At 44.0% G+C, this 26,195-nt stretch carries 22 protein-coding genes and 5 tRNA genes; all 27 read right to left on the reverse strand.

The genetic code is table 11. The features are described 5' to 3' along the window. Positions 1-39: 39 nt before the first annotated feature. The 27 genes from BW928_RS02995 to dapA all read right to left on the reverse strand — a co-directional run bounded on the left by BW928_RS02995 (position 40) and on the right by dapA (position 26,151). Positions 40-384, reverse strand: coding sequence for an AzlD domain-containing protein (locus BW928_RS02995; RefSeq protein WP_076554765.1), 345 nt, complete (start codon positions 382-384; stop codon positions 40-42). Then, entirely contained in the window at positions 377-1,069 is a 693-nt protein-coding gene (locus BW928_RS03000) for an AzlC family ABC transporter permease (RefSeq protein ID WP_076554766.1), read from the reverse strand. Before BW928_RS03000 ends, BW928_RS02995 begins: the two co-directional genes overlap by 8 nt. Then, positions 1,066-2,043, reverse strand: a complete 978-nt coding sequence (locus BW928_RS03005; RefSeq protein WP_076554767.1) for a hypothetical protein — start codon at positions 2,041-2,043, stop codon at positions 1,066-1,068. Before BW928_RS03005 ends, BW928_RS03000 begins: the two co-directional genes overlap by 4 nt. A 262-nt stretch (positions 2,044-2,305) precedes the next feature. Beyond that, positions 2,306-3,682 carry a glutathione-disulfide reductase gene (gene gorA / locus BW928_RS03010; RefSeq protein ID WP_076554768.1) on the reverse strand — a complete coding sequence of 459 codons (1,377 nt, stop codon included), beginning with the start codon at positions 3,680-3,682 and terminating at the stop codon, positions 2,306-2,308. A 161-nt stretch (positions 3,683-3,843) separates the two neighbouring features. Further along, positions 3,844-5,070 (reverse strand): phosphoglycerate dehydrogenase, encoded by a 1,227-nt coding sequence (serA, locus tag BW928_RS03015; protein WP_076554769.1) that lies wholly within the window; start codon positions 5,068-5,070, stop codon positions 3,844-3,846. A 319-nt stretch (positions 5,071-5,389) separates the two neighbouring features. Next, the gene (gene rpoC, locus BW928_RS03020; RefSeq protein WP_076554770.1) at positions 5,390-9,613 is read right to left on the reverse strand and encodes a DNA-directed RNA polymerase subunit beta'; all 4,224 of its coding nucleotides are present in this window, start codon (positions 9,611-9,613) and stop codon (positions 5,390-5,392) included. Between the two features lie 80 nt (positions 9,614-9,693). Then, the gene (rpoB, locus tag BW928_RS03025) at positions 9,694-13,785 is read right to left on the reverse strand and encodes a DNA-directed RNA polymerase subunit beta (RefSeq protein WP_076554771.1); all 4,092 of its coding nucleotides are present in this window, start codon (positions 13,783-13,785) and stop codon (positions 9,694-9,696) included. Between the two features lie 668 nt (positions 13,786-14,453). Beyond that, complete coding sequence (gene rplL / locus BW928_RS03035) at positions 14,454-14,828, reverse strand: 50S ribosomal protein L7/L12 (RefSeq protein ID WP_076554773.1); 375 nt, start codon at positions 14,826-14,828, stop codon at positions 14,454-14,456. A 54-nt stretch (positions 14,829-14,882) separates the two neighbouring features. Further along, positions 14,883-15,386, reverse strand: a complete 504-nt coding sequence (gene rplJ, locus BW928_RS03040) for a 50S ribosomal protein L10 (RefSeq protein WP_076554774.1) — start codon at positions 15,384-15,386, stop codon at positions 14,883-14,885. A 256-nt stretch (positions 15,387-15,642) separates the two neighbouring features. Further along, entirely contained in the window at positions 15,643-16,344 is a 702-nt protein-coding gene (rplA, locus tag BW928_RS03045) for a 50S ribosomal protein L1 (protein ID WP_076554775.1), read from the reverse strand. Next, positions 16,344-16,775, reverse strand: a complete 432-nt coding sequence (rplK, locus tag BW928_RS03050) for a 50S ribosomal protein L11 (protein WP_076554776.1) — start codon at positions 16,773-16,775, stop codon at positions 16,344-16,346. Before rplK ends, rplA begins: the two co-directional genes overlap by 1 nt. Positions 16,776-16,872: 97 nt before the next feature. Further along, positions 16,873-17,403, reverse strand: coding sequence for a transcription termination/antitermination protein NusG (gene nusG / locus BW928_RS03055; RefSeq protein ID WP_078310296.1), 531 nt, complete (start codon positions 17,401-17,403; stop codon positions 16,873-16,875). 29 nt (positions 17,404-17,432) lie between these two features. After that, positions 17,433-17,903, reverse strand: coding sequence for a preprotein translocase subunit SecE (gene secE, locus BW928_RS03060; protein WP_076554778.1), 471 nt, complete (start codon positions 17,901-17,903; stop codon positions 17,433-17,435). 63 nt (positions 17,904-17,966) lie between these two features. Further along, positions 17,967-18,042, reverse strand: a tRNA-Trp gene (locus tag BW928_RS03065). A gap of 113 nt (positions 18,043-18,155) precedes the next feature. Continuing rightward, positions 18,156-19,346: an elongation factor Tu gene (gene tuf / locus BW928_RS03070; protein WP_076554779.1), complete on the reverse strand. Its 1,191-nt coding sequence runs from the start codon at positions 19,344-19,346 to the stop codon at positions 18,156-18,158. Between the two features lie 166 nt (positions 19,347-19,512). Then, positions 19,513-19,695 carry a hypothetical protein gene (locus BW928_RS03075; protein ID WP_076554780.1) on the reverse strand — a complete coding sequence of 61 codons (183 nt, stop codon included), beginning with the start codon at positions 19,693-19,695 and terminating at the stop codon, positions 19,513-19,515. 26 nt (positions 19,696-19,721) lie between these two features. Continuing rightward, the gene (locus BW928_RS03080) at positions 19,722-20,936 is read right to left on the reverse strand and encodes an RtcB family protein (RefSeq protein ID WP_076554781.1); all 1,215 of its coding nucleotides are present in this window, start codon (positions 20,934-20,936) and stop codon (positions 19,722-19,724) included. A gap of 276 nt (positions 20,937-21,212) precedes the next feature. Then, positions 21,213-21,287 (reverse strand) — tRNA-Thr (locus tag BW928_RS03085). A gap of 5 nt (positions 21,288-21,292) precedes the next feature. After that, a tRNA-Gly gene (locus BW928_RS03090) sits at positions 21,293-21,366 on the reverse strand. 27 nt (positions 21,367-21,393) lie between these two features. Further along, positions 21,394-21,477, reverse strand: a tRNA-Tyr gene (locus BW928_RS03095). Positions 21,478-21,563: 86 nt separating this feature from the next. Next, positions 21,564-21,639: transfer RNA gene (locus tag BW928_RS03100), tRNA-Thr, on the reverse strand. 90 nt (positions 21,640-21,729) lie between these two features. Further along, positions 21,730-21,879 carry a hypothetical protein gene (locus tag BW928_RS11610; RefSeq protein WP_158078463.1) on the reverse strand — a complete coding sequence of 50 codons (150 nt, stop codon included), beginning with the start codon at positions 21,877-21,879 and terminating at the stop codon, positions 21,730-21,732. 77 nt (positions 21,880-21,956) lie between these two features. Then, on the reverse strand, positions 21,957-23,456 hold the full coding sequence (gene trpE, locus BW928_RS03105; protein WP_375537526.1) for an anthranilate synthase component I: 1,500 nt from the start codon (positions 23,454-23,456) through the stop codon (positions 21,957-21,959). A 309-nt stretch (positions 23,457-23,765) separates the two neighbouring features. After that, positions 23,766-24,086, reverse strand: coding sequence for a YqfO family protein (locus BW928_RS03110; protein WP_076554860.1), 321 nt, complete (start codon positions 24,084-24,086; stop codon positions 23,766-23,768). Positions 24,087-24,175: 89 nt separating this feature from the next. Then, positions 24,176-24,886: a phosphoribosylaminoimidazolesuccinocarboxamide synthase gene (purC, locus tag BW928_RS03115; RefSeq protein ID WP_076554783.1), complete on the reverse strand. Its 711-nt coding sequence runs from the start codon at positions 24,884-24,886 to the stop codon at positions 24,176-24,178. 54 nt (positions 24,887-24,940) lie between these two features. Further along, the gene (locus BW928_RS03120) at positions 24,941-25,210 is read right to left on the reverse strand and encodes a hypothetical protein (protein ID WP_076554784.1); all 270 of its coding nucleotides are present in this window, start codon (positions 25,208-25,210) and stop codon (positions 24,941-24,943) included. A gap of 29 nt (positions 25,211-25,239) precedes the next feature. Then, a complete protein-coding gene (gene dapA, locus BW928_RS03125; protein ID WP_076554785.1) occupies positions 25,240-26,151 on the reverse strand; it encodes a 4-hydroxy-tetrahydrodipicolinate synthase in 912 nt (303 codons plus the stop codon). Positions 26,152-26,195 lie beyond the last annotated feature (44 nt).

The following is a 26,195-nucleotide window of genomic DNA, read 5'->3' on the forward strand; positions in this document are numbered from 1 at the left end:
TTGAAGACCGCGATTTGGTAGCTGTTTTTGCTGCAACAATCAGCCCAAAAAATACACAATCAAACCATACACCACCAAGAAAAATAAGAAACTTGGTATGATTTTTTTGGTTTTGATGGTGATAACAAAGGTTAAAATCAAAAACAACAGCTTGATTAGATCTTTAACATCGGCAGTTTCAACCAATTGTGTTAAATTCTTGCCTGAAAACGCACTGTTAAAAACAATCAAGCCAATCATCGCTTGAGCAGAATAACTGATTGATTTATAAAGAAAACTGTCTTTATCATTCAGATATTTATTATTTTTAAATAAAAATGGAAAAACCCGAAAAATAAAAATCGTTATCGCAGAAAACACCAGCAAAAAAGTAAAATTAGCCATTTTTTCTCCCCAGCTTGTCAAATAGTGCAATTGAGATACCAATCGCAAAAGGGGCTATCAGCATTGTGTACTCTTTTAACAATAACAAAAACACAGGGGCAAGAATCAAGCCAATCCAATAAGCACTGACATCAAAATAATCCGGCCAATGCTTGGCAGCAAGAGCGGTAAATTGTAGCGGCAACACGATTTTTATCACTTCATAAAAAAGCGGCGAGGCGATACTGGCTCCGAGGTAATAACCGATAAGCGTTGATAAAATGGACGCAAGATAAATGGGAATGCCAACGCCCAAAAAATACACAAAATAATCCTCTTGTTGATTTTTAAAGCGAGAAATGCTTGCCGAAAAAACCGATGGCACGATTAAGATGCTTGATGCCATGATTTTTTTGATTGAGGTTTGTTTTAGGTACAACGAAAGAGCAGAGGACATTAAAATAAAACGAGAGTTCAACGCCAAAATCATCGGCAACAAAGTCAATCCAGCCTCATAGCTTTGCACCAAGACAAACTGTAGCGGCGTTGAGAAAATCAGCAAACTGGTTGCCATCACCTCCATAAGACTTAAGTTTTGACTTGCCCCCAATGCCCCAATCGGAATGTACAAAAAAATAAAAGCAAGCCCAAAAGAAATCGAATCCTTAAGCCCCGCTTGAAATGAATTGTTTTGTAACAGGCTCACCAAAAATACCTCGCATTACTGGCATCAAAAAACTGCTTTCTCGGACCTTTACTTCTGTAAAGAAGTCGAAACGCATCTTTTGGACAATCATACCCTTCACTAGGATAATATTTAATATTGCTTCTAGCGTGCAAAACTTTATAATTGTCAATAATTAAAAATGAACCTAAGCCATTATCAACCGTGTTATGACTGATTGCTTTTGATATGGTGAATAGTTTATCAAAAACATCAATCTCCGCCTTTGATGGATTTTCATTCGCAATCGTCATTCTTTGACCATTAAAATCATCGATACGAAAATCCAGCCTGCAAAGAAATCCTCGTTGCTCACAAAACTCTAAAATCTTATGCTTTTTAATCTTTAAGCCATTAACATTTTTTCCCGAAATAAAGTTTGCTTCAATATTTAGCAAAATATTCAGCTCATCATCAGTTAGACAATTCAAAATATCTTTGGCTAGTGCATAAGAGGTTGGTGTATTGCTTAAGTCCCTGCAAGTGGTAAGTGCCAAATAATCAGCACTGATGTCTTCATACAAGTCATCGGAGTGCAACGAAATATCTCCAGATCCATTACCCCATTCCCCAACTTGTTTTTTGGATTTTTTTAAATATAAAGCCTTATGATCTTCATATGGATATTTAATATCAATTAAATTAAAAATATCAGCTAAAGATTTATGAACCAACAAAGCCAAATCTGAGCTGTCTATCTTAAATAAATTATGTAAAACAATACCAGAAACAAATTTATTAGCCCTGCTCAAATTATTAAATATCGTGTAATCTGATGGGGTTATTTTAGTAAGTAGCAAATGGGTTAGTGATATTTTCTTAGCAAAAAATCCACTATCTATCTTAACTTCTTTATTCCACCAGCTTTCAATATCATCAGACAGATAAGACAAATCCAAAGAAATAATTTGCTCTGAATTGAAATGCTGTCTAAAATCAGCACTGTTTTTAAACATAGGCACTCCCTAATAAATAGCGTTGTCAAGATATTACAAAAAGCACAGCCAAGCAATCACTTTTACAATTTCTTACAAATTACTACTGATTTGTAAAATTATGTAATTAGTGATAATAAACAATCACCGATAGTGAGTTTGTAGTTTTTAAGTGTTTGACAAAATCCCCACCGCTCGATGAATTCTAGATTTTTGGGCGATGGGGATTGCTTCGACTGCCAAGGATTTTGTGGCATATCGTTGATTAATTATTAAATTACACTTAACGCATGGTAACAAATTCCTCCGCCCCTGTTGGGTGAATGGCGACCGTATTATCAAAATCAGCCTTTGTTGCCCCCATCTTAATGGCAACAGCAAAGCCCTGAATCATCTCATCAACCCCAAACCCAATGCCGTGCAGACCGATGATTTTCTCATCATCGCCCAGACAGATGAGTTTCATGCGGCATGGTTCACGGTGCTGCGTTACCGCACTGTACATTGGCGTAAAATTGGCGGTATACACCTTGATATTTTCGGCACCGTACTGGCTTTCGGCATCTTTTTGACTAAGTCCAACCGTACCAATCGGCGGGTGACTAAATATCACGCTTGGCACAAGATGATATTGCAAATGCTCATCAGGCTTATTATTGAACAATCGCTCTGCCAATCTACGCCCAGCCGCCACCGCCACAGGGGTCAGTTCAATGCCCCCTTCGATAATATCGCCAACGGCATAAATCTGCTTGGCTGTGGTATTTTGGAATTTATCAACCTTGATTTGACCTCGGCTATTAACCGCTACACCAACTTTATCCAAGTTCAAATCCGCCGTTGCAGGCACACGCCCTGTTGCCCAAATCACGCACGCCACCGTCTGACTGCGACCATCTTTTAGCACGACGGTATAGCTGTCGTCATGATTCTTGTCAATGCGCGCCACATCAGAATCAGTATGCAGCACAATGCCCTGCTGGCTCATGGTCTGCGTTAGCACCTCAACAATATCCCCATCAAAGCGTCTAAGCGGTCGCTTGCCACGCACAAATAAATGCGTCTTTGCCCCAAGTGCGTTCAGCACACCTGCAATCTCCACCGCCACATAGCCCGCTCCGATGACCGCAACCGATTCTGGCAGCTCATCAAGCTCAAAAAACCCATCAGAATCAATGCCATATTCACTACCCGCAACATCGGCTCGCACAGGCTTGCCACCTGTCGCAATCAAAATATGCTCAGCGGTAATCGTGCTAACTTTGCCATCACCATCGGTAACTTGCACGGTATGCTCATCAACAAAGCGTGCAAAACCGTCAATCAGCTCAACTTGGTTTTTTGCAAAACCATTCTTGTACGACTGATGGATTCTGTCAATGTAGCTTTGACGAGATTGGATTAATTTGGCAAAATCAAACTGATACTCACCAACCCCAAAGCCATAATCGGCAGCATATTTGCCCAAAGCCTCGGCAATGTGTGCGGCATACCACATGACTTTTTTTGGCACGCAGCCAACATTGACACAAGTGCCGCCCACATGGCGTGCCTCGATGATGGCACATTTTTTACCATAACTGGCTGCACGATTGGCAGAAGCAATGCCGCCACTGCCGCCACCGATGGCAAGATAGTCATAATCGTATTGTTTGCTCATTATTACCTCTTTTATTGTTCGTTCACAGCATTTTATCACAAAGATATTGGCAAATAACACGCTTAAAGCACAAAGCCATGCAAAAAACAAAGCCGCCAGTAACCCAGCAGCTTGTCAATCATGGCAAATTGTCCATACAGACGGTCATTTATGCCAGTTTATCAAAACAACACACGCACACGAATGGTTTCAGCCACAGCACGCAAACGCTGCAATGCCTTGTCCGAATCGTTATCATCAACATCCATCACCAAATAACCAATATCACCCTTGGTCATCAGCGATTGGGCTGCAATGTTGATCCCTGCATCGGCAAAAGAGGCGTTAATCTGCGACAGCACACCAGGGACATTGCGGTGAATATGCAATAAGCGGTGCGTACCTTCGGCAAAAGGAATGGCAACATTGGGGAAATTCACCGCACTGGTGGTATCGCCTTGATCTGAATAGCGAACAAATTTCTCCGCAACCTCCAAGCCGATATTGGCTTGTGCCTCTTGGGTAGAGCCACCAACATGTGGGGTTAGGATAACATTATCAAAGGCACGCAATGGCGACTCAAACTCCTCATCGGCAGATTTTGGCTCTTTTGGAAAAACATCAATCGCCGCTCCCAGCAGTTTTTTGCTTGCCAGTGCATCAGCCAATGCATCAATATCCACACAACCACCACGAGCAGCATTAATAAAAAACGCACCGTCTTTCATTTGGGCAAATTCTTTGGCGGTCATCATATTGCGAGTGCTTGGCAAATCAGGCACATGCAAAGTTACCACATCTGCCTTCGCCAGCAGCTCATCTAGGCTGCCCACTTGTACAGCATTGCCCAGCGGCAATTTGGTTACAGCATCATGATAAATAACTCTCATGCCCAGACTTTCAGCCAGCACCGACAATTGTGAGCCGATTGAGCCATAGCCCACGATACCCATCGTTTTGCCACGCACTTCGTAACTGTCTTTGGCAGACTTATTCCAGCCACCACGATGCACAACGGCATTTTTCTCAGGTACACCACGCATTAACATGATGGTCTCAGCCAGCACCAATTCGGCAACCGAGCGAGTATTTGAAAATGGTGCATTAAACACTGGAATGCCAAGCTCCAACGCCGCCTCAAGATCAACTTGGTTCGTGCCAATACAATAGCAACCGATACAAATCAGCTTCTGGGCAGCCTCCAGCACCTTGCGTGTCAGCTGCGTGCGAGAGCGGATACCAATAAAGTGAGCATCTTTGATTTTTTCAATCAATTCTGCCTCATCAAGTGCAGATTTGATGTATTCAATGTTGGTATAACCTGCTTCGTTTAATACCTTCAGTGCATTTTCGTGTACGCCCTCAAGCAACAAAAAACGAATCTTGTCTTTATTGAGAGATAAAGTCATGGTAAATCCTTCGGTGAAAAAATTAATGTTATACACGCATTGGCTAAATTTTGCAATAGACAAATGCCACTATCAATATGAAATCTTGGAATACTGGCTCTTGCCAATGGTTTGCCAACCATCACTCAATCAAATACCAAGTAGCAAATTTCTGGCAAAGCCCAACACGATCATAATAATCACGCCATCTGTCAAGGTAAATTTCGCCAAACCCTGCCACCTTGTCTGTAGCTCAGACCAGCTTTTGGCGGACTAAATTTATCAAGCTCAAAAAAAACAAAAGCCCGTTATCAAACGAGCTTTTGTTATGATGGCAGGTTTACTCTTGTGAACCAAGTTCGTCAGCAAATGCCTTGGCAAAGCTGTCCTCAACGCTGCCAGCGGTATCGCCAAGCAATGTCTCTGCCAGCAGATCATCTGCCTGAACCTGACTGTCAGCAACATTTTGTGCTTTGCGTTGGCGGTTTTGATGATAAGCCAATCCTGTACCTGCTGGAATCAAACGACCCACCACGACATTTTCTTTTAGACCGCTCAAATCATCAACCTTGCCCATGACCGCAGCGGCAGTCAAGACGCGTGTGGTTTCTTGGAATGATGCTGCCGAAATAAAGCTTTCGGTTGCCAGACTTGCTTTGGTGATGCCCAGCAATTGGCGTTCGTACTGCACAGGGAATTTGTTATTCTCCTGCAATTCGGCATTCAATGCACGGATTTTTGAGTACTCTGCTTGGTCGCCCTTAAAGTAGCTCGAATCACCGCCATCAATCACCTCAACCTTGCGTAACATCTGACGCACAATCACTTCAATGTGCTTATCATTGATTTTTACGCCCTGCAAGCGATATACCTCTTGCACTTCATTGACAATATAATTGGCAAGTGCTGTTTCGCCTTTTAGACGCAAAATATCATGCGGGTTTTGTGGTCCATCTGACACAACTTCACCACGCTCGACCGTTTCACCCTCAAAGACATTGATTTGACGCCATTTTGGAATTAATTCCTCATGGACAGTGCCATCTTCGGCAGTGATGATAAAGCGGTTTTTGCCTTTGGTTTCTTTACCAAAACTCACTACACCGCTAATCTCTGCCATGATGGCATGATCTTTTGGACGGCGAGCTTCGAACAAATCAGCCACGCGTGGCAGACCGCCCGTAATATCCTTGGTACCTGAGGTTGCTTGCGGTACACGACCCAAGACCGAACCTGCTGCAACTTGTTCACCATCTGCCACACGGATAATGGTATCGTTTGGCAAGAAATACACCACTTCTTTGCCAGAATCGGTATCAAGAATAATCGCTGGGCGTAAATCTTTGGCAATACCGGGGCGATCTTTGCTTGGCAGAATCTCAAAAGAGCTAACGCCTGTTATTTCATCAACCTTGACCGTTGCAGTCATGCCATCGGTAATATCACTAAAGCGAGCCGTACCAGAGAATTCGGTGATGATTGGGTGGGTATGCGGATCCCATTTGGCAATCACCTGACCTGCCTCTACTGCATCGCCATCACGCACCAAGACGCTTGAGCCATAAGGCACTTTGTAGCGTTCACGCTCACGGCCTTGGCTGTCCGCCACGCCAATCTCCGCAGAACGAGATACGATGACCAAATGCCCATCGGTATGCTCTACCGTTTTCATGTTGTGGAAACGAACCGAACCTGCATTACCAACAGAGACGCTGTTGTCCACCGAGGCTGCCGAAGCGGCACCACCCACGTGGAAAGTACGCATGGTCAGCTGTGTACCCGGTTCACCGATTGACTGGGCAGCCATAACGCCGACAGATTCGCCGATATTTACCAAATGACCTCGTGCCAAATCACGGCCATAGCATTTTGCACATACGCCTTGAGCAGCTTCACAAGTGATGACCGAACGCACATACACTTCATCAATGGCATTGGTGTCAAGTTTTTCGACCAGACGCTCATCAATCAAAGTGCCAGCTGCAACAACCACCTCACCATCGGCATTGACAACATCGGATGCTGCCACACGACCCAATACACGATCGCCCAAACGCTCAACGATTTCGCCACCATCAATCACAGGTGCCATACGCTGACCTGCTTGTGTATGACAATCATCTTGGGTGATGACCAAGTCTTGTGCCACATCAACCAAACGACGGGTCAGATAACCTGAGTTTGCAGTTTTTAGGGCGGTATCAGCCAAGCCTTTACGCGCACCGTGTGTTGAGATAAAGTACTGCAAAACGGTCAAACCTTCACGGAAGTTTGCCTTAATTGGCGTTTCGATAATCGAGCCATCTGGCTTTGCCATCAAGCCACGCATACCAGCCAACTGACGAATCTGCGTTGCACTACCACGAGCACCAGAATCCGCCATCATGTAGATTGAGTTAAATGATTTTTGTTGCTCGGCTTGACCATCAGCATTGACAACTTCATCTGTTGATAGGTTTTCCATCATTGCATTGGCAATCTTGTCCGATGTTCTTGCCCAGATATCAACAACCTTATTGTATCGCTCACCTGCGGTTACAAAGCCTTGCTCAAACTGATGTTCAATATCACGCACTTCGGCATCAGCAGCGTCAACGATTTGTTTTTTGGTTGGCGGAATTACCATGTCTTCCATACCAATTGAAATACCAGACAAGGTTGCTTGAGCAAAACCTAGATACATCAAATGGTCGGCAAACAATACCGATTCTTTTACGCCAAGTTTGCGATAGCAAGAGTTTAAAAGTTTTGAGATGTTCTTTTTGGTCATCTCAGTGTTGCACTCATCAAACGCCATGCCTTCAGGCATGATATTCCAAATCAACAAACGACCCGCAACAGTGTCGTAAATGGTTGAACGGCTGACCTTTTCGCCAGTTTTTTCGTCCAAGATGGTCTCGGCAACACGCACTTTGATTTTTGCATTGACGCTCAAATCTTCTGAACCGATGGCACGCAATGCCTCATTGACTGTGCTAAAAATCATGCCCTCACCGCGAGCTGCCACATGGCTACGGCTGATATAATACAAGCCCAATACCACATCTTGTGATGGTACGATAATCGGCTCGCCGTTCGCTGGAGACAAGATGTTATTGGTAGACATCATCAATGCACGAGCTTCTAGCTGTGCTTCTAGTGTCAATGGCACATGTACCGCCATTTGGTCGCCGTCAAAGTCAGCGTTAAATGCCGCACAGACCAAGGGGTGCAGCTGGATTGCTTTACCTTCAATCAGCACAGGCTCAAACGCCTGTAAGCCCAAACGGTGCAGGGTTGGTGCACGGTTTAGCAGGACTGGATGCTCACGAATGACCATCGCCAACATATCCCAAACTGCTGGCTCTTCACGCTCAACCATTTTTTTGGCAGCCTTGATGGTGCTGGCAATGCCATTTTGTAATAACTTAGCATAGGTAAATGGTTTAAATAGCTCAAGTGCCATTTTCTTTGGCAAACCACACTGATGCAGACGCAATGTCGGACCGACCACAATCACCGAACGACCCGAATAATCCACTCGTTTACCCAGCAAGTTTTGGCGGAAACGACCTTGCTTACCTTTAATCATGTCTGCCAATGATTTTAGCGGACGCTTGTTTGAGCCTGTAATAGCACGACCACGGCGACCATTGTCAAGCAAAGCATCTACCGCCTCTTGTAGCATACGCTTCTCATTTCGCACGATAATATCAGGTGCGTTCAATTCAAGCAAACGCTTCAAGCGGTTGTTACGGTTGATAACACGGCGGTATAAATCGTTCAAATCTGAAGTGGCAAAACGACCACCTTCAAGCGGTACCAATGGACGCAAATCAGGTGGCAATACAGGCAATACTGTCATCACCATCCATTCAGGCTTGTTGTTTGAATCACGGAATGACTCAAGCAATTGCAAGCGTTTTGACATTTTCTTTAGCTTGGTTTCAGAGCCTGTTTGCGGAATGGCGGCACGCAGCTCATCAATCTCACCATCAACATCAATGTCTTTTAGCAAGTCTTGAATGGCTTCTGCACCCATCTTGGCAACAAATTCATCGCCATATTGCTCAAGGGCAGTAAAATACTCTTCGTCATCAAGCAATTGATACTTATCAAGGCTAGTCATGCCCGGATCGGTTACGATATAGCTCTCAAAATATAGCACGCGTTCAATATCACGCAGAGTAATATCAAGCAACAAACCAATACGGCTTGGTAAAGATTTCAAGAACCAAATATGAGCCACAGGGCTAGCAAGCTCAATATGACCCATGCGATCACGACGCACTTTGGCAGCAGTTACCTCAACGCCACATTTTTCACAAATAATGCCTTGGAATTTGCGGCGTTTGTATTTGCCACACAAGCATTCAAAATCTTTCACAGGTCCAAAGATTTTGGCACAGAACAAACCATCACGCTCAGGCTTAAAGGTGCGGTAATTGATGGTTTCAGGCTTTTTTACCTCGCCATGCGACCAAGATTTGATGGCCTCAGGTGATGCCAAAGAAATTTGAATGCTGTCAAACTCTTTCACACCGCCATCAGCAGGGCCTTTCATGATATCTAATAAATCTTTCAAAAGGTTTCTCCGTTAATTTTCTAATCTTTAGTCCCAAACCATCGCACAGGACAGTTTGGGCAAATGCGGTCTTGGCTAATTTACTTTTTTTCTTTCAGATCAATGTTGATGCCCAGCGAGCGAATCTCTTTGGTCAATACATTGAACGACTCTGGCATACCCGGGGTCATGTATTGCTCGCCATCAACGATGTTTTTGTACATTCTGGTACGACCTTCAACATCGTCTGATTTGACTGTCAGCATCTCTTGCAAGGTATAAGTTGCACCGTATGCCTCCAATGCCCAGACTTCCATCTCACCGAAACGCTGACCACCAAACTGAGCCTTACCGCCCAATGGCTGCTGCGTTACCAGCGAATATGAACCTGTTGAACGAGCGTGCATCTTGTCATCAACCAAGTGGTTAAGTTTTAGCATATACATATAACCAACGGTTACAGGGCGATCAAACTTCTTGCCCGTGCGACCATCGTACAGCGTTTGCTGACCTGTGGTAGACAAGCCTGCCAACTCAAGCAATTGCTTGATTTGCGTTTCTTTTGCACCATCAAAGACCGCAGTACCCATCGGCACACCGCCTTTTAGGTTTTGGCAAAGTGCCAACAAATCTTCATCAGACAAGCTATCAAGATCCACTTGTTCCCCACCAACTTGGTTATAAATCTTGTCCAAGAACTCACGCAACTCGGCAATACTTGCTTGTGAACGGAGCATATCATTAATGCGATCGCCCAAACCACGAGCCGCCATGCCCAAGTGCGTCTCAAGCACCTGACCAATGTTCATACGAGAAGGTACACCAAGTGGATTTAGCACGATGTCCACAGGATTGCCGTTTTCATCATAAGGCATATCCTCAACTGGCATAATGCGTGATACAACCCCTTTGTTACCATGGCGACCTGCCATTTTATCACCGGGTTGGATGCGGCGTTTGACCGCCAGATACACTTTGACGATTTTTTGCACGCCATGTGCCAAATCATCGCCCTGTGTCAATTTGCGTTTTTTCTCGGCAAATTTATTATCAATGTCTTTTTGTTTATCGCTCAAAAACTCAGCGATTTGTTGCAGGCGTTCTGACACTTCTTCTTCGGCAGGTTGAATGTCAAGCAAGCTCTCCAGCGGTAGATTTTCAAGATCTGCCAAAGTCAGCACCGTACCTGATTTAAAGCCAGCACCGCCTGAGACTTTCTTGCCATCAAGCAAACTTAAGATACGACCTCGTGCCGCCGCCTCAAAGATAACCAGCTCTTCTTTTAAATCTTTACGATAATTATCAAGCATCGCCTTTTCAATGGCTTTGGCTCGACTGTCTTTTTCCAAGCCATCACGGGTAAACACCTGCACATCAATCACCGTACCTTTGGTCGATGATGGCACACGCAATGAAGTATCTTTAACATCGGCAGCTTTTTCACCAAAAATTGCACGCAGCAGTTTTTCTTCTGGAGTTAGCTGACTTTCGCCTTTTGGTGTAACTTTACCCACCAAAATATCACCAGCGTCCACTTCAGCACCAATATAAACAATGCCCGCCTCGTCCAAATTGGCAAGAGCAGCTTCACCGACATTTGGAATATCGCCAGTAATCTCTTCAGGGCCAAGTTTGGTATCACGAGCCACACAGGTCAGCTCTTGGATATGAATGGTGGTAAAGCGATCTTCTTGCACCACTCGCTCAGACAACAAAATTGAGTCTTCGAAGTTATAACCATTCCACGGCATGAATGCCACACGCATATTTTGACCCAATGCCAACTCGCCCAAATCGGTAGACGGACCATCTGCCAAAATATCGCCACGAGCAATCGCATCGCCTTCATTGACAATAACGCGTTGGTTGATACAGGTATTTTGGTTTGAGCGAGTGTATTTAATCAGGTTATAAATATCAATACCTGCCTCACCTGCGGTCATTTCGTCTTCATTGACACGCACAATGATACGGCTGGCATCAACCTCCTCAATAACTCCGCCACGCTTGGCAACCACGCATACGCCGCTGTCTCGTGCAACATGGCGTTCCATGCCCGTACCGACAAGCGGTTTGTCGCTACGCAAAGTTGGTACTGCTTGGCGTTGCATGTTCGAGCCCATCAAGGCACGGTTAGCATCATCATGCTCCAAAAATGGAATAAGGCTTGCAGCAACAGACACAACCTGACGAGGCGAAACATCCATATGGGTAACTTTATCAGCACTCATGCGGACAAATTCACCATCATAACGCACACTGACCATCTCTTCGGTCAGCTCACCATTTTCGTTCATTGGCGAGTCAGCCTGTGCAATCACCATGCCAACTTCTTCAATGGCAGAGACATACTCAATCTCATCGGTAACACGACCATCAACCACACGGCGATATGGCGTTTCCAAAAAGCCAAAATTATTCGTCTTGGCAAATACCGCCAACGAGTTAATCAAACCAATGTTTGGACCTTCGGGCGTTTCGATTGGACATACACGACCATAATGCGTGGTATGCACATCTCGCACCTCAAAGCCTGCACGCTCACGAGTCAGGCCGCCTGGGCCAAGTGCCGAAACACGGCGTTTGTGGGTGATTTCAGACAGCGGGTTGTTTTGATCCATAAATTGCGACAACTGGCTTGAACCAAAAAACTCCTTAATCGATGCGGCAACAGGTTTTGAGTTAATCAAATCTTGTGGCGACAAATTGTCCGAATCCGCTGTGGTCAAACGCTCTTTTACCGCACGCTCCACACGAGCCAAACCGATACGGAATTGGTTTTCGGTCATTTCACCAACCGAGCGAATACGGCGGTTGCCCAAGTGGTCAATGTCATCAACCTCGCCACGACCATTGCGAATCTCAATCAGTTCTTTTAGCACATCAACGATATCTTGATTTGACAGCACGCCTTGATCACGCTGCACATCAATATCATCGGTTTCGACAAATTCGCGACCCAAGCGGCGATTAAACTTCATACGACCAACATTGGATAGGTCATAACGCTCTTGGCTAAAGAACATTGATTCAAATAATTTTTCGGCAGTTTCTAGCGTTGGTGGCTCACCGGGACGCATGACTTTATAAATCTCAATCAATGCCTCTTCACGCGTCAATACTGTATCGGCACGCAAAGTATCAGCGATGAATGAGCCATGATCAATGTCATTGGTGAACAAAATCTTAAATGATTTTACATTTTTTTCAGCCAGTTTTACCAATACTTCATGATCGATCAAGGTGTTGGCACGCACGATAACTTCGTCCGCCACGATAACATCTTCGCCAATGATGCGTTCATAAAGGTACTCATCAGGCACTGCCAATTTGGTCAAGCCAGCATCAATGATTTGCTTGATTCGGCGAGCATTGATACGCTGACCTTGCTCAACGATAACCTTACCTTCTGCATCAACAATATCAAACTGTGCCATTTCGCCCTTTAAGCGATCAGCAATCAGCTCAATCTCAAAAGACTCTTCGCCCTTGAATACTTCCACTTTGTCAAAAAAGGTATCCAAAATTTGTGCGGTATCCATGCCGATGGCACGCAAAATAATGGTGGCAAGCAACTTGCGGCGACGGTCAATACGAGCATAGACCAAGTCTTTGACATCAAACTCAAAATCAAGCCATGAACCACGATAAGGAATGATACGAGCATTATAAAGCACCTTACCGCTTGAGTGCGATTTTCCCTTGTCATGATCAAAAAATACGCCAGGTGAACGGTGCAATTGTGAAACAATCACACGCTCTGTGCCATTGATGATAAAAGTACCATTATCCGTCATAAGCGGAATTTCGCCCATGTAGACGCTTTGTTCACGGACATCTTTAATGGCAGTTTTGTTGTCTTTGTCTTTGATAACCAAGCGAATTTTTACACGCAATGGTGCAGCAAAAGTCGAGCCACGCATGATGCATTCACGCTCATCAAACTCAGGCTCACCCAGATAATATTCCACAAACTGCAACTGAGCATTGCCAGAGTGGCTCTCTATTGGGAAAATTGACGAAAATGCTGCCTGCAAACCCACATTGGCACGGGCTTTGGGTTTTTTGTGCTCTTGTAGAAATTGCTCATAAGAATCCACTTGAATGGCGAGCAGATACGGCACATCCATGACATCTGGAAGCTTTGAAAAACTTTTGCGAATACGTTTCTTTTCGGTATAAGAATATGCCATTAAGATTCCTTAGATTAACTAAATTTATGTTGCCAACAGGCAAACACTGCCAAACATTCCCAAATCATTGGGCGATTTCAAACTTTTGCAAATCGTTGCAATTTGCTCATGATGCACCGATTTTGAACTTTTATGGGCAAACGCAAGAACAGCAGACACAACAAAACACCAAATACCTTCTGGTACCTAGTTTAGTCATGATATGCCAAAAACTGTCTGAACTTGCATCGGTGCGTTTGTCCTTTTTGGGCGTGCCAACCATTTTGTTGTCAAAATGCTTACACAAAAGGTCAAATAACAAATTATAATAAAAAAAGGCATATAAAGCAAGTCAGCTGATGAAATTTTTCTTGTGATATTGCGTGTGGTCAATCCACAAGCCAGAGTTTATTAACAAAACTATATTTTACCTTGAGTATCCACAACTAAATACACTGTAAAATAGCCAGAGTATCCAAATCCAATCAACTTAATTCAAAAATCAACAGCTTTAATACACGGTGCTGTTTTACTTTATTAATCTGATTATCAACAAAGAAATTTGCCAAATCAAATCAGCTGTCCCAAACCATCAATATTTTACAATAAAAAACGACAATGCAATCACATTGTCGTTTTTGTGCGATAATTTTTTGATTGATGACAAATCTGCCACCTTCTCAAAACAATTATTTAAGCTCGACGCTTGCACCAGCTTCTTCAAGCTTCTTCTTAAGCTCTTCAGCTTCTGCTTTAGAAGCACCTTCTTTAACAGTTTGTGGTGCACCTTCAACCAAATCTTTGGCTTCTTTTAGACCCAAACCAGTTACTTCACGAACAACTTTAATCACAGCTACTTTCTTATCGCCGCCGTTGGTTAGAACAACATTGAAGTCGTCTTTTTCTTCAGCTGCTGCACCAGCGTCGCCACCAGCTGCTGGAGCTGCTGCCAAAGCTGCTGCTGATACGCCGAATTTTTCTTCCATCGCAGAGATAAGCTCAACGATTTCCATAACTGATTTTGCCGCGATTGCGTCTAGGATTTGTTCATTAGTTAGTGACATAGCAATTATTCCTAAATAAAGGTATAAAAATAAAAAGTAAAATTAAACGGTAAATTAAGCCGCTTCTGCTTCCATCTTGTCGCGAAGTGCTGCCAATGTGCGAGCCAATTTGCCTGCTGCAGCTTCTTTCATCGTACCCATCAAGCGAGCAATAGCTTCGTCGTAGGTCGGTAGTGTTGCTAAGCGATCGATAGATTTTGCGTCAATAAATTCACCTTCAAAAGCTGCGCCTTTGATTTCGAACTTGTCATTGGTCTTGGCAAATTCTTTGAACAAGCGTGCTGCTGCACCTGGGTGTTCGTTCGAAAATGCAATCAAAGTAGGACCAACGAATACATCGTTCATGCACTCAAAAGCAGTGTCTGACAAGGCACGACGCAACAAAGTGTTACGCACGATACGCATATCAACACCTGCTTCACGAGCAGCTTTACGAAGTTCGGTCATCTGTGCTACTGCAACGCCGCGCGAGTCGGCAACTACAGCAGAGAGCGCACCTTTGGCAGCTTCATTTACTTCAGCAACAATTGCTTGTTTGTCTTGAAGATTTAGTGCCATGGGTTGTCTCCAGTTTTATTGCTCAATCTAAGCAATAAGCCAATTTCACAAGCATCACTGCTTGCACCAATACGGCTGACAATAGTCTCACCGTCTGCGTAGGTGTTGGACATTAAACTGCAATGCAGTGCCTACGGTCTTAGACAGCACAACCCGTTGTGCTGAACTAATAATAAAATCTATTATAAGTGGCATAATACTAACTTATGCCACCATTGTTATATCAAATCAATTTCAAATTATATTACAAATCTGATCACTTGTTTACACGATGCGGCACTGGATCGATAGCAATACCCGGACCCATTGTGCTAGAAAGTGTGATTTTTTTGATATAAATACCTTTTGAGGTTGCAGGCTTAGCACGCTTTAGATCGTTAAGCAGTGCTGTTGCGTTTTGCTCAATTTGCTCACCAGTAAAGCCAACTTGACCGATTGAAGCATGGATAATACCAGCTTTATCAACACGATACTGTGCCTGACCTGCTTTGGTGTTTTTTACCGCAGTTGCAACATCAGCAGTTACTGTGCCAACTTTTGGGTTTGGCATCAAGCCACGAGGACCTAGAATTGTACCCAATTGACCAACAATACGCATCGCATCTGGTGAGGCGATAACAACATCAAAGTCCATATTGCCAGCTTTGATGCTTTCTGCCAAATCTTCAAAACCAACAACATCTGCACCTGCTTCTTTTGCAGCTTCAGCAGCAGCACCTTGTGCAAATACAGCAACGCGTTTGGTTTTACCAGTTCCTGCAGGTAGGTTGGTTGCACCACGAACCACTTGGTCTGATTTACGAGGATCAACACCTAGGTTGATGGCAATATCAATCGATTCTTTGAATTTAGCCGCTGGCAAATCATTCAAAATTGCAACCGCTTCTTCGATGGTGTATAGCTTGTTGCTATCTACACGCTCTTTGATTAGTTGCTGACGCTTAGTTAGCTTAGCCATTATACACCCTCCACAGTGATGCCCATTGAGCGCGCTGTACCAGCAATGGTACGAACAGCTGCATCAAGGTCAGCAGCAGTTAGGTCTGCTTGCTTGGTTTTAACAATCTCTTCAAGTTGTGCACGATTAACCGTACCAACTTTAGCACTGTGTGGCGTGCTTGAACCTTTAGCAATACCCGCCGCCTTACGCAATAGTACAGCTGCAGGTGGTGATTTCATCACAAAAGTGAATGATTTGTCATTAAATACTGTGATAACAACAGGAATTGGCAAACCCGGCTCAATGTTTGCTGATGCAGCATTGAACTCTTTACAGAAAGCCATGATATTCACACCTTTTTGACCCAAAGCTGGACCAATTGGTGGTGATGGATTTGCTTTGCCAGCAGGCACTTGTAGCTTGATGTAGCCATCAATCTTCTTTGCCATAATACTCTCTCCGATATGGGTAAACGCTTATTCAGCTCCCCAGTGAAAATTCAGTCTCGGACGAATCCTAAGACCCAAACCATATATTATACAGCAGTTAGTTAATTTTTTCAACTTTTGTGAATTCAAGCTCCACTTCAGTTGGGCGATTAAACACACTTACTGTCAAATGCAGTTTTGATTTATCATAATCGACTTTTTTGACCAAGCCTTTAAAGTCAGTAAATGGTCCATCAATGACCAACACTTCCTCGCCCGGCTCAAACATTGTTTTTGGACGCGGTGCATCACCTGTCTTGTTGATGCGATTTAAAATACGATCCGCCTCAACTTTGGTGATTGGTGCTGGATTTTCGGGCGTGCCACCAACGAAACCTGTAATATTTGGACATGATTTTACAATATGCCAAGTATCTTCGTTCATTTCCATATTAATCAGCACATAGCCAGGGAACAGCTTTTGTTGCACGGTGCGTTTTTTGCCCTCACGCATCTCAATCACTTCTTCGGTTGGTACCAGCACCTCACCGAATTTATCCGCAAATTCGCTGCGTTTGATTCGCTCAATAAGCGAACGCTGAACTTGATTTTCGTAGCCAGAAAATGCTTGAATAATATACCAACGCATCAATCCAATCCTTAACAATAATTAATATTTTAAATAATAAAGCCAATAATATAGTTAAAAAATAAATCAAGCAACCAAATGATGACCCCGATGATAATCATCACAACGATGACCTGCCATGTATAACGCGTGGTCTCATCTTTGCTCGGCCAAGTAATGCGTCTTAATTCAATTCCTGCATCTTTTAGCAATGTTTTGAATGCACTACCCTGATTGGTGAACGCCAAGCAAACAAAGCCAAATACAACCAGCGCCACCGTGATACCGATTTGTACCCAGATATCGTTTGCCGCCGCCCAATATCTTGGCAAATACTGCGATACCAATGTTGCCAAAATCATTGCAACAATAGCAAGCAGCCACAAGATCATGTCTTTGGCTGAATGTTTTTTGGCAACCTCTACCACGCTTTCTTTTGAGACGGTGATTGGTTGTTTTTGCTCATTAATATCAGAGCGTACGGATTTTTGGATGTCCAAATTGTCTTTATTATCACTCATGCAGGAACTTGCCTTGGAATGACCAATTTTTATGAAATTAAAAGAATGGTGTGAGAAATAAGATGGCAGGCGATGAGGGACTCGAACCCCCAACCCTCGGATTTGGAGTCCGATGCTCTACCAATTGAGCCAATCGCCTAGGGTGTTAAGGCTTACTATTATAGCAGAGATTTTATTTTTTGCAAGCATTTTTATAAAAAATTTCCAAAAAAAACAAGCCCCAAAAGGAGCTTGCTTTATAAGGTGTTGTGATTAGTCTTTAACAGTAGCAACAACACCAGCACCTACGGTACGGCCACCTTCACGGATAGCGAAGCGTAGACCTTTGTCCATAGCGATTGGGTGGATTAGCTCAACGCTCATCTCAACATTATCGCCTGGCATAACCATTTCTGTGCCTTCTTGTAGAGTGATGGCACCAGTTACGTCAGTGGTACGGAAGTAGAATTGTGGGCGATAGCCATTTAGGAATGGCGTGTGGCGACCACCTTCTTCTTTTGATAGTACATACACTTCTGCATCAAACTTGGTGTGTGGTGTGATTGAACCTGGCTTAGCAAGTACTTGACCACGCTGAACTTCTTCACGCTTAGTACCACGAAGTAGGATACCACAGTTCTCACCTGCACGACCTTCGTCTAGCAATTTGCGGAACATTTCAACACCAGTACAGGTAGTTTTTGCAGTTGGTTTGATACCGATGATTTCGATTTCGTCACCAACTTTGATGATGCCTGATTCTACACGGCCAGTTACTACAGTACCACGACCTGAGATTGAGAATACATCTTCGATTGGCATTAGGAATGACTTATCGATATCACGCTCAGGCTCTGGGATATAGCTGTCTAGAGTGTCTAGCAGTTCCAAAACTGCAGGCTCACCGTATTTGCTGTCAGCACCGTTTAGGGCTTCTAGGGCAGAACCTTTGATGATTGGGGTGTCATCACCTGGGAAGTCGTAGTCTGATAGTAGCTCACGCACTTCCATTTCAACCAACTCTAGTAGCTCTTCGTCATCTACCATGTCGCACTTGTTCATGAATACCATGATGTATGGTACACCAACCTGACGAGATAGTAGGATGTGCTCACGAGTTTGTGGCATTGGGCCGTCAGTTGCTGATACAACCAAGATAGCACCGTCCATCTGAGCTGCACCAGTGATCATGTTTTTAACATAGTCAGCATGGCCTGGGCAGTCTACGTGTGCGTAGTGGCGGTTTGCAGTGTCGTACTCAATGTGAGAAGTGTTAATGGTAATACCACGCGCTTTTTCTTCAGGAGCTGAGTCAATAGCAGCGTAGTCTTTTGCTTCACCACCGTGATGCTTAGCAGCAACGGTTGCGATAGCAGCGGTTAGAGTGGTTTTACCATGGTCAACGTGACCGATGGTACCAACGTTTACGTGTGGTTTTACACGCTCAAACTTGGCCTTTGCCATGATGGTTTCCTCGTTTTGTTAATAAAACTTCTATGACAATGCTTTGGTCCAATCAGACAAAACGGTTGTCATATCAACAGTCATTATATCACACTAGATTGCCCTTGAAAACACCCAATCAAGATTTTATGACTTTTCTCTTTGCTCTGCCTGTATTAGTTTTTGACTAATCAATGAGCCAATCACTCCTGCCCTGTCGCAGTTGCAGCTTGATTGATTTTCGCTGACGGCGATGAGTGGCTCGAGGTTTTTCACTGGCAAATTTGCCACCTTTTTTCATTAGGGGTGATAAACTTGCCAAGTTTCTTCCCTTGCCTGATTTGGGCAAGATAATCGTTATTTTTTCCATAATTGTCCTTAAAAATTGTTAGCAGATTAACCTTTGATGCACAGCACTTGACGCAAAGTATGCACCACCTCAATCAAATCCTGCTGATTTGCCATGACGCTATCAATATCCTTGTAGGCAGCTGGTATCTCATCGAGCACACCTTTGTCTTTGCGACACTCGACACCTTGAGTTTGCTCAATCAAATCCTGCTGATTAAACAGCAATTTTGCTTTTGCCCTGCTCATACGGCGACCCGCTCCATGTGAGCATGAACAAAAAGAGTCTGCATTGCCTCGCCCTTTGACAATGTAGGATTTTGCCCCCATTGAACCCGGTATGATGCCGTACTCATCTTGTTGTGCCGAAATCGCCCCTTTGCGAGTAACAAAAACCATCTCGCCAAAATGCAACTCTCGTTGCACATAATTATGATGACAATTGATTGCTTCTTTGGTTGCAAAAAATTTCGGCAACAATGGACGCATTGCCTCCAAAATCACTCTCATCATTTCACGGCGATTATGAAAAGCATATTCTTGAGCCCACTCAACCGCCTGCATATAATCATCAAAACTTGACGAACCTTCGACAAAATAAGACAAATCACTATCTGGTGCCCGTCCAAAACGGTCTTGTGCTTCTTTTTTGGCGCGCTCAATAAAATAGCTGCCAATCACATTGCCTATGCCACGCGATCCTGAGTGTAACATCACCCAAACATCATCACTTTCGTCAAGGCATATCTCAATAAAATGATTGCCACCACCCAAAGTTCCCAGCTGTTTTTGCCATGTGGCATCAAATTGTCGCAACATACGACGCAGTGCTGGATGTTTATCAGTAATCAGCCGCAATCGCTTGTCAAGCGGTGCCAGCGTTGATGCTTTTGCCAAAACTTGCCTATGCTGAGCAAAGCCAACAGGAACCATGCGTTCGATGGCGTTGCGTAATGTCGATAAATTATCAGGCAGCTGATGAGCCTTTAGGCTTAGGCGTATGGCATTCATGCCACAACCAATATCAACGCCAACAGCCGCTGGAATGATGGCATTTTTGGTTGCAATAACGCTACCCACAGTCGCCCCCTTGCCCATGTGTGCATCTGGCATGACTGCAATGTGTGAATGGATAAAGCCCAGCTTTGACATTTTGTGCAATTGTGCCAAAGTCTCGCTATCAATGTCTGTGGTGTGGATTTTTACAGGCACGCCCTTGCCTGCAGTTTGTGTTTGTTGATTTAAAATAAGTTGGACAGCCATTGTTAATACTCTTATTTATGACAAATAAAAGCGTCCAAGAAATATCCCCAAAACCCTGTGGCTGATTTTAGACATTAAAAAAGCCCGACCACAGCCAGACTTTGATGGGCTTGGACGCATGATAAATGGATATTTAGCACACGCCCATAGGCATCATGCTATATAATTACCCCAAATGACTTATTAAAATACCGCATGATACCTCCTTTATGATAAGCAACACATCGTTACCAAAACCGAACCCCTTGAAACCATTGAGTTTCAAGGGGTTGTATATGGAGCTCTTGACGAGAATTGAACTCGTGACCTCTCCCTTACCAAGGGAGTGCTCTACCCCTGAGCTACAAGAGCAAATATGGAGCGGGTGGCGGGAATCGAACCCGCACCATCAGCTTGGAAGGCTGAGGTTCTACCACTAAACTACACCCGCAGGGTAGTAAACTTAGGTAGTGAATAATGGTGGTGGGGGAAGGATTCGAACCTTCGAAGCTTTCGCGACAGAGTTACAGTCTGTTGGGTTTGACCGCTCCCCAACCCCACCAAATTGAAAAGGTTTGCTTTTACTGGTCTTGGTAAAAGATAAGCCCACAAAATGTCGATGGGCTTGACCTGATAATACTTGGAAAATGGTGCCGGCTGCCGGAATCGAACTGGCGACCTACTGATTACAAGTCAGTTGCTCTACCAACTGAGCTAAGCCGGCGGTGTATTTCCTAAGTGGTGCATATAATAGCAAATTTTTCAGATTGTGCAAGCGTTTTTTTTATTTTTTCATAAAAAATCTGAGATATTTTTATAAATCATTGATTTTATTTGGATTATTTTTTTCAGAAAACGCCCCAAAATACCGCCCATCAACTGCCATGCTGACAACTTGATGCACAGCTGCCAGATTTTTTCGCCCATTAAGACTCTGGCAGCTTAGCCAATCTGTCAATGCCATGCGATCTGACTTGCTTACAATCGGTGCAAATTCTCAAATCGTCATAAGCAACAAAAGGTCAATCAGCAAAGCAATTATTAGATATTTAATCCATCACAAGCCAGCTCCACCGCCTTCACCAAAGCCAAGGCTTTTTTGTTGGTTTCTTCCCATTCGGCAACAGGATCTGAATCCGCCACCACGCCTGCACCTGCTTGCACATGAACCTTGCCATCTTTCATGACTGCTGTACGAATGGCGATGGCGGTATCCATATTGCCGTGCCAGCCCACATAGCCCACCGCCCCGCCAAACACTGTGCGGCGTACTGGTTCAACTTCATCAATAATCTGCATAGCACGAATTTTTGGTGCACCAGAGAGCGTCCCTGCTGGAAAAGTAGCACAAAACACATCAAGTGCATCAACATCATCTCGCACAACGCCCTCAACATTACTGGCAATATGCATCACTTGCGAATATCGCTCAATAAACATCTTATCAGTAACTTGCACTGAACCCACTTGGCAGACACGCCCAATATCATTACGAGCCAAGTCAATCAACATCAAATGTTCGGCGATTTCTTTTTGGTCAGCCAACAGCTCCTGCTCCAGTGCCAAATCCTCTGCTGCATCTTGACCACGCCTGCGTGTCCCAGCCAATGGTCTGACCGTAACCATGCCATCTTCGATACGGGATAAAATTTCAGGCGATGCACCAATAATATCAAAAGGCGACTTATCTGTACCAAAAGTCTCGCCATGCACGATGAACAAATACGGTGAAGGGTTCAGATAGCGAAGTGCACGATACACCGACAACGCATCGCCATCAAAATCAGCACTCAGTCTTTGGGCTGGTACAACCTGCATCACATCACCAGCTAAGATATATTCTTTGATTTTTTTGACATCTTCGCAGTACTTCTCTTTGCCCGTTTGTGAAACAAATTCTGGCTTGGCTCTGGTTGCGGTGCTCAAATCCGCTTTTTGTGCAACCGCTTGCTCAATTGCTTGCAGACGCTGTAATGCATCTTCATAGCCATTTTCTACATCACAATTGGCATACACCACAATGGACAAAGTATGCTCAAGATTATCAAAAACCACAACCTCGGTTGATAGCATAAGCCACAAATCTGGCAAATTCAAAGGGTTGGGTGCATCTGATTGCCCGACACTTGGCTCAATGGTGCGAATCAAATCATGGCCAAAATAACCCACCAAGCCACCGCTAAATACTGGCAAATCTACAATTTCAGTCGCTGACGGCATACGAAATTGCTGCATAAAGCGGCGAATTTCATCAAAGGGCTTGTCTGTTTTTTGGCTCGATACCGTACCAACAAGTTCAGAACCAACACGCATGGTGCCGTCTTGATACTCAAAATACACGCCCTTGCCCAGCCCAATCATCGAATAGCGTGCAAAGCGTTCGCCGCCCACCACAGATTCAAACAAATACGCCTTTGGATTGAGTTTGCGAATATTGGCAAAAACTGCCACTGGCGTAGCATCGTCCATCAAGCGTTTTTTGATAAGCGGTACATGACTGTACCCTTGTTGCTTGAGTTGCAAAAATTCATCTTTGGTCATCGGTTGCGACATGGTGTCAATTCCCTTAATTATCCGTCCAAGAAATTGCTAAATTGAATTATCATAGCACAAAAAACATCACATAAAAAGAGCAAATATAATAAGTTTAATTAACAAATTTTATTATTTATATTAAATTTTTATCTTTTCAGATGGATAGTGCTAATTTGTGTGATTGGCAAAAAAGCGTTTGTTTTGCCAATGCTTAATCCTGTTATGCTTGGGTGATGGCAAATCCGATTCATGAGCAACCATCTCGTAGGCAAATAAAAACCTTCAAATTTTACTTTGAAGGTTGATAATGCTGGCTTAATAATCCTCAACATCGACAGTCTGATATACTTCGTAGGCTGGTACTTCATAGGGGTGTGCTTGCTTGTAGGCGGCAACAACATCGCACAGCTTATTCTCCGCCACGATCATTTCAACTTTCCATTCGGACACTTGGGTGATTTCGCCAACTGTCCCTATGGTTGGGTTCGCTCCAGCCAAAGGTCGAAACTGTCCAACGCCCAAAGTTTGCCAGCTGCAACATTCATAATTACCAAAATGCCCTGCACCTGCCTCAAACATTGCATTTTTTACACTCTCGAGTGCATTTTCTGGAATATAGGCAACAATCTTATACATCTGAAAATACATGACGATAATCCAATATCAATATCAGTTGCAATCATCAAACACCACAAGCTGTTTGACTTGTGGTGTAGATTTTATATTTATAGCGGCACACCGATACGGCGAGCGACTTCTTCGTAGCCCTCAACCACATCGCCCAAGCCTTGACGGAAGCGGTCTTTGTCTAGCTTTTTCTTGGTTTGCTTATCCCACAAACGGCAACCATCTGGCGAAAACTCATCGCCCAGCACCACTCGCCCATGGAACAGACCAAATTCCAGCTTAAAATCAACCAACATCAAGCCTGCATCATCAAACAGTTTAGATAGTACTTCATTGACTTTCATGGTCAATGTCTGCATTTGTGCCAGCTCATCAGCAGTGGCATAACCAAGAGCGATAGCGGTTGATTCGGACAACATCGGATCACCCAGTCCGTCATCTTTATAAAACAGTTCATAAGTTGGTGGTAGCAGTGGCAAGCCCTCGGCCAATCCCAAACGCTTCATCAAGCCACCAGCAGCATAATTACGCACAACTGCCTCAACAGGAATCATTTTCAGGCGTTTTACCAACACTTCCTCATCAGACAGTTGTTTTTCAAAATGTGTCTCAATACCTGCTTCGGCAAGTTTTTGCATAATAAAGGCATTAAAGCGGTTGTTTACCATGCCTTTGCGATCAAGGCTTGCCAATTTTTCGCCATTAAACGCACTGGCATCATTGCGAAAATGCAAAACCAATAAATCAGGATCGTCAGTTTCATAAACAGATTTGGCTTTGCCAGTGTACAATAAAGCTTTTTTTTCCATGATACTCTCAATAATATAAAAGGTAATGCTTGGTAAGTAAATAATGCCAACTAATTAGCGAACCGAAGGCGGTCTGGGCAACTGGTATTGCTTGCCAGATTCATTAACAAAATTTGGCAAAGCACCGTTTGCTTTTGGCGTTTGGTATAAGGGGATAAATTCAGCTGCTGGCTGATTGACAGGTAGCTTGATGGGGTCAAGTGTCTTGGCAGTGCGATAATCCAAGCTGCCATTGTCTCTTTTTGCCAACACACTTTTGGTGGCTGCACAGCCTGTCAATGTAGCAACCGCCACCGTCAATGCAATCATGTGTAAAATTTTCATAAAATCCCCAATTATTATCAATTTTGTCATTATGCCGACAACAGCCCTGCTTTTAGCAATGCTTCATCAATTGCAGCATGATACTCTTGCGATAACCACACCATAGGCAAACGAATGCCTGTATCAATTCTGCCCATTTTGTGCAAAGCATATTTGACAGGTTGCGGACTGGTTTCAATAAATAAATCATGGTGCAGATGGGCAATTTGCTGGTGAATGGCTTCAGCTTCGGTGAATTTGCCAGCCAATGCCAGTTCAAACACTTGACTCATTGCCTTAGGAGCAATATTTGAGCTGACAGAAATATCCCCCACTGCACCATGATGCATTAAAGTTAGGGCAGTTGGATCATCGCCAGAAAATACTAAGATACGATCGCCAACTCGCTCAATCAACCGCTTGCCACGCTCAATATCGCCTGTGGCATCTTTAATGGCAATGATATTCGGCAAATCCGCCAAGCGATTAACCGTGTCTTCGGACATATCGACCACGGTACGCCCCGGTACATTATAGAGCATCTGCGGCATATCCACCACTGTTGCAACTGCCTTAAAATGCTGATACATACCCTCTTGGGTTGGCTTGTTATAATAAGGCACAACCAATAAAGCACAGTCCGCTCCTGCCTCTTTGGCATGGGCGGTCAGTTCAATCGCCTCATGCGTAGAATTTGCCCCTGTGCCTGCAATTACAGGGACGCGAGAGGCTACTTGCTCAACAAAAAAACGCAACACTTTGATATGCTCTTGCATTGGCAAAGTTGCCGCCTCGCCTGTTGTGCCAACAGCAACCAAGCCATGAATACCCTCGGCAATCTGCCAGTCAATCAGCTTGGCAAGTGCGTCATAATCCACGGAACCATCAGGTTTCATTGGAGTAACCAAAGCGGTAATTGCACCTTTTAACTTGGATTTGATATTTTGATGTACATCTGCCATAACAAGCCCTGATGAATCAGTGGTAAATATTGAAAAATCTGCGT

The sequence above is a fragment of the Moraxella cuniculi DSM 21768 genome (assembly GCF_900156515.1).
Classification (GTDB): Bacteria; Pseudomonadota; Gammaproteobacteria; order Pseudomonadales; family Moraxellaceae; genus Moraxella; species Moraxella cuniculi.

Excerpts from the sequence above, each read along its gene's own strand:
- BW928_RS11610 (WP_158078463.1), bottom strand. The coding sequence starts at position 21,879 with ATGGCATTGACAGATTGGCTAAGCTGCCAGAGTCTTAATGGGCGAAAA.
- rplL (WP_076554773.1), bottom strand. The coding sequence starts at position 14,828 with ATGTCACTAACTAATGAACAAATCCTAGACGCAATCGCGGCAAAATCA.
- gorA (WP_076554768.1), bottom strand. The coding sequence starts at position 3,682 with ATGAGCAAACAATACGATTATGACTATCTTGCCATCGGTGGCGGCAGT.
- tuf (WP_076554779.1), bottom strand. The coding sequence starts at position 19,346 with ATGGCAAAGGCCAAGTTTGAGCGTGTAAAACCACACGTAAACGTTGGT.
- secE (WP_076554778.1), bottom strand. The coding sequence starts at position 17,903 with ATGAGTGATAATAAAGACAATTTGGACATCCAAAAATCCGTACGCTCT.
- rplJ (WP_076554774.1), bottom strand. The coding sequence starts at position 15,386 with ATGGCACTAAATCTTCAAGACAAACAAGCAATTGTTGCTGAAGTAAAT.
- nusG (WP_078310296.1), bottom strand. The coding sequence starts at position 17,403 with ATGCGTTGGTATATTATTCAAGCATTTTCTGGCTACGAAAATCAAGTT.
- BW928_RS02995 (WP_076554765.1), bottom strand. The coding sequence starts at position 384 with ATGGCTAATTTTACTTTTTTGCTGGTGTTTTCTGCGATAACGATTTTT.
- BW928_RS03120 (WP_076554784.1), bottom strand. The coding sequence starts at position 25,210 with ATGAAAATTTTACACATGATTGCATTGACGGTGGCGGTTGCTACATTG.
- BW928_RS03075 (WP_076554780.1), bottom strand. The coding sequence starts at position 19,695 with ATGGAAAAAATAACGATTATCTTGCCCAAATCAGGCAAGGGAAGAAAC.
- serA (WP_076554769.1), bottom strand. The coding sequence starts at position 5,070 with ATGACTTTATCTCTCAATAAAGACAAGATTCGTTTTTTGTTGCTTGAG.
- dapA (WP_076554785.1), bottom strand. The coding sequence starts at position 26,151 with ATGGCAGATGTACATCAAAATATCAAATCCAAGTTAAAAGGTGCAATT.
- BW928_RS03005 (WP_076554767.1), bottom strand. The coding sequence starts at position 2,043 with ATGTTTAAAAACAGTGCTGATTTTAGACAGCATTTCAATTCAGAGCAA.
- rplA (WP_076554775.1), bottom strand. The coding sequence starts at position 16,344 with ATGGCTAAGCTAACTAAGCGTCAGCAACTAATCAAAGAGCGTGTAGAT.
- trpE (WP_375537526.1), bottom strand. The coding sequence starts at position 23,456 with ATGACCAAAGATGAATTTTTGCAACTCAAGCAACAAGGGTACAGTCAT.
- purC (WP_076554783.1), bottom strand. The coding sequence starts at position 24,886 with ATGGAAAAAAAAGCTTTATTGTACACTGGCAAAGCCAAATCTGTTTAT.
- BW928_RS03080 (WP_076554781.1), bottom strand. The coding sequence starts at position 20,936 with ATGGCTGTCCAACTTATTTTAAATCAACAAACACAAACTGCAGGCAAG.
- rplK (WP_076554776.1), bottom strand. The coding sequence starts at position 16,775 with ATGGCAAAGAAGATTGATGGCTACATCAAGCTACAAGTGCCTGCTGGC.
- rpoB (WP_076554771.1), bottom strand. The coding sequence starts at position 13,785 with ATGGCATATTCTTATACCGAAAAGAAACGTATTCGCAAAAGTTTTTCA.
- BW928_RS03110 (WP_076554860.1), bottom strand. The coding sequence starts at position 24,086 with ATGTATAAGATTGTTGCCTATATTCCAGAAAATGCACTCGAGAGTGTA.